We start from the raw sequence: 3,583 nt of genomic DNA, 5'->3' as shown, positions 1-3,583 counted from the left end.
TGGGGTTTCCCCATGTGAGAGTAGGTCATCGTCAAGATTAAATTCCGAAACCCCAATTGCGAAAGCAGTTGGGGTTTTGTTTTGCCCGCAGGAAATGTGTCTGCTTGTTTTCTATGCAACGGCCCGGCGCATGGCTATTATTCGGGCCTCACTGTGAGGCGAGACCTACATGCTGACGTTGTTGAATCTTCTGAAGGATGGGCGATTCCATTCTGGTCAGGACCTAGGCGCCGCCTTGGGAATTAGTCGAAGTGCGGTATGGAAGCAGCTTCAGCACTTGGAGGCTGAGCTTGGGCTGTCCATTCACAAGGTTCGGGGGCGGGGCTATCAGTTGGCTGCGCCGCTTGTGTTGATCGATCCTCTTAAAGTAGCGGGGATGAAAGAGAGTTGGCCAATCGCGGTTTTTGATTCTATCGATTCAACTAATGCTGAGGCTTTGCGCGCCATTGGCCGGGGCCAGGCAGCGCCATTTTTAGTGCTTGCTGAGCGACAGATTTCTGGACGTGGGCGTAGAGGGCGTAAGTGGGTTAGCCCGTTTGCCGAAAACCTTTATTACAGTCTCGTTCTGCGAATTGACGGTGGGATGCGCCAGCTTGAGGGCTTGAGTCTTGTTGTTGGGTTGGCAGTCATGCGAACACTGCAAAAGTTGGGAGTCACTGGCGCGGGTTTGAAGTGGCCTAACGATGTTCTCGTCGGCAATAAGAAAATTGCCGGTATTTTGCTGGAGTTGGTTGGGGATCCGGCTGATGTGTGTCACGTGGTGCTAGGTATAGGTATTAACGTAAATATGCAGGTTGCAGAGGAGGTTGATCAGCAATGGACTTCCATGCGGCTTGAGTCCGGCAAAGCTTGCGATCGTAATGTTCTGGTTTTCGAGTTAAGCGAGCAGTTGCGCTCATACATACAGCGTCAGCAAGTCGGAGGTTTTTCAGTTCTCCAGGCGGAATGGGAGGAAAACCATTTATGGCAGGAGCGATCAGTGTCGTTGATTGCTGGTGTCAACCGAATAGATGGTGTTGTGCTGGGGATCGATAGCCAAGGTGCGCTACGTTTACAGGTGAGTGGCGTGGAAAAGGTCTTTAGCGGTGGCGAGCTCAGCCTGAGGTTGCGTGATGATTCTTGAGCTTGATTGTGGCAACAGCTTCATAAAGTGGCGCGTGCTGAGTGCCGAGGCTGCAGTTTTGATCGCTGAGGGTGTGGTTGACTCTGATCAGGCCCTGCGTGATGGTCTATTTGCTCTAGCTGGATTGTCGTTAAGCAAATGCCGTCTTGTTAGTGTTCGTACTCTCGAGGAGACGGAAGCGTTAATCGAAATGCTTCGGCGAGATTTCGATCTGACAGTTATATGTGCAAAGCCCGCTCGTGAAATGTCTGGTGTTAGAAACGGTTATGAGGATTACGAGCGCTTAGGGCTTGATCGTTGGTTGGCGATGCTCGGCGGATTCCATTTGGCTGAAGGTGCATGTCTGGTGCTGGATTTTGGCACTGCGGTAACGGCGGACTTCATCGCGGAAGATGGGGAACATCTCGGGGGCTTTATTTGTCCTGGCATGCCGTTGATGCGTAACCAGTTGCGAACCCATACGCGAAAGATTCGATACGGTGATCTCGCGGCTGAGCGCGCATTGACAAGCCAAGCTCCCGGACGGAGTACTGTTGAGGCGGTGGAGCGTGGTTGCTCTTTGATGCTAAAAGGGTTCGTGCTCACTCAGATGGAAATGGCGCGAGCCTATTGGGGGGAGAGCTTCACTGTATTTCTTACAGGGGGGGATGCCGTATTAGTAGCAGATGTTGCGCCAGAGGCCAGGGTTGTTCCCGACCTGGTGTTCGTAGGCTTGGCTATGGCGTGTCCTTTATCCTGAGGTCTGTATGCGTTGGTTGTTCCTGCTGTTCCTTGTTCTCAATGCTTTTTATTACGTCTGGCATCAGCAGGAAGCACCTTTGCGTGCAAAAGATGTCACCCCGCTGAGTTTGTATAAAGGATCCCAGCATGACATTCGTTTGCTCAGCGAGAGTCTGTACGCTCCTCGGGAGAATGCCGGTCAGCGCTCTGAGGGGCGCTGTCTTTATTTGGGGGGATTTGCTCGTCAGGATTTGGTTGAAGCGTTGGGGCGTCGATTGGCAGAGATGAATATCAAGGCTTCGCCATTGTCTGATGAGCGTCCGGCAACAGGATACTGGCTGCGTATCGCACCTGAAGGCCAGCGATTGTTGGGTAATGATCAGTTGCGAAACCTTTCCAAGGAATTCAATGAGTTAAAACATAAAATAATGCTGTGCGAAGGGGTTGCACCTGCCGAATAGTTTGCATAGAATGGCGCCCGCTCCACAGTGAAGACCTGAAGAGGTGGTCATGAAAGAGTGATGTCAATGCAGCTAACCTCAGGTTTTTAAATGAGAAAATGCTTGACAGTGGCCTAGCATAGTATAAAATGCCGGCCTGATTAGGAGGGGTTCCCGAGCGGCCAAAGGGATCAGACTGTAAATCTGACGTCTACGACTTCGAAGGTTCGAATCCTTCTCCCTCCACCAGATTTAAGCGTGAGCTGCAGGCTCTGCGGGTATAGTTTAGTGGTAGAACCTCAGCCTTCCAAGCTGATGATGCGGGTTCGATTCCCGCTACCCGCTCCAGGCTTGCAGGTTGTGCGAATTGTTTTGCTCTTGTAGCTCAGTTGGTAGAGCACACCCTTGGTAAGGGTGAGGTCAGCGGTTCAAATCCGCTCAAGAGCTCCATATAACAAGGCAGATATGAAAATATCTGCCTTTGTTTTAATGGTTGATATTGTTTGTCTAATTCTTCTGTTTGAGGGTGATATCGATGGCTAAGGAAAAATTTGATCGTTCCCTACCCCATGTTAACGTAGGGACCATCGGTCACGTTGACCACGGTAAAACCACTCTGACTGCTGCTCTGACTCGCGTTTGCTCCGAGGTTTTCGGTTCGGCAATCGTCGACTTCGACAAGATCGACAGTGCGCCGGAAGAAAAAGCTCGTGGTATCACCATCAACACCGCGCACGTTGAATACAACTCGCTGATCCGTCACTACGCTCACGTTGACTGCCCAGGTCACGCTGACTATGTGAAGAACATGATCACTGGTGCTGCTCAGATGGACGGCGCTATTCTGGTTTGCTCGGCCGCTGATGGTCCGATGCCGCAAACCCGTGAGCACATCCTGCTGTCCCGCCAGGTTGGCGTTCCGTACATCGTGGTTTACCTGAACAAGGCTGACCTGGTAGACGACGCTGAGCTGTTGGAGCTGGTTGAGATGGAAGTGCGCGATCTGCTGAGCACTTACGACTTCCCAGGTGACGACACTCCGATCATCATCGGTTCTGCTCGTATGGCTCTGGAAGGTAAAGACGATAACGAAATGGGTACCACGTCCGTTCGTAAACTGGTTGAGACTCTGGATAGCTACATCCCGGATCCAGTTCGTGTTATCGACAAGCCGTTCCTGATGCCAATCGAAGACGTATTCTCGATCTCGGGTCGTGGTACTGTTGTGACCGGTCGTATCGAGCGCGGTATCGTCAAGGTTCAAGATCCACTGGACAGCGTTGGTCTGCGTGACACTAAC

Annotated in this window: 4 protein-coding genes and 3 tRNA genes; all 7 read left to right on the top strand. The window is 51.7% G+C overall.

Annotated elements, in window-relative coordinates:
* Positions 1 to 169 precede the first annotated feature (169 nt).
* Positions 170 to 1,123, top strand: a complete 954-nt coding sequence (birA, locus tag ACIOU6_RS27710) for a bifunctional biotin--[acetyl-CoA-carboxylase] ligase/biotin operon repressor BirA (RefSeq protein WP_401139912.1) — start codon at positions 170 to 172, stop codon at positions 1,121 to 1,123.
* A complete protein-coding gene (locus ACIOU6_RS27705; RefSeq protein ID WP_221734411.1) occupies positions 1,113 to 1,862 on the top strand; it encodes a pantothenate kinase in 750 nt (249 codons plus the stop codon). Before birA ends, ACIOU6_RS27705 begins: the two co-directional genes overlap by 11 nt.
* A gap of 7 nt (positions 1,863 to 1,869) precedes the next feature.
* Complete coding sequence (locus ACIOU6_RS27700) at positions 1,870 to 2,304, top strand: hypothetical protein (protein ID WP_401139909.1); 435 nt, start codon at positions 1,870 to 1,872, stop codon at positions 2,302 to 2,304.
* 143 nt (positions 2,305 to 2,447) lie between these two features.
* Positions 2,448 to 2,532 (top strand) — tRNA-Tyr (locus ACIOU6_RS27695).
* Positions 2,533 to 2,557: 25 nt separating this feature from the next.
* Positions 2,558 to 2,631: transfer RNA gene (locus tag ACIOU6_RS27690), tRNA-Gly, on the top strand.
* 26 nt (positions 2,632 to 2,657) lie between these two features.
* Positions 2,658 to 2,733 (top strand) — tRNA-Thr (locus ACIOU6_RS27685).
* An 85-nt stretch (positions 2,734 to 2,818) separates the two neighbouring features.
* Positions 2,819 to 3,583, top strand: a 765-nt coding sequence (locus ACIOU6_RS27680; RefSeq protein WP_401139907.1) for an elongation factor Tu, incomplete at its 3' end; no start/stop codon positions are given.

The sequence above is a fragment of the Pseudomonas sp. NPDC087615 genome (assembly GCF_044743445.1).
Classification (GTDB): Bacteria; Pseudomonadota; Gammaproteobacteria; order Pseudomonadales; family Pseudomonadaceae; genus Aquipseudomonas; species Aquipseudomonas baetica_A.
This window is presented reverse-complemented; position numbering and strand designations above follow the sequence as displayed.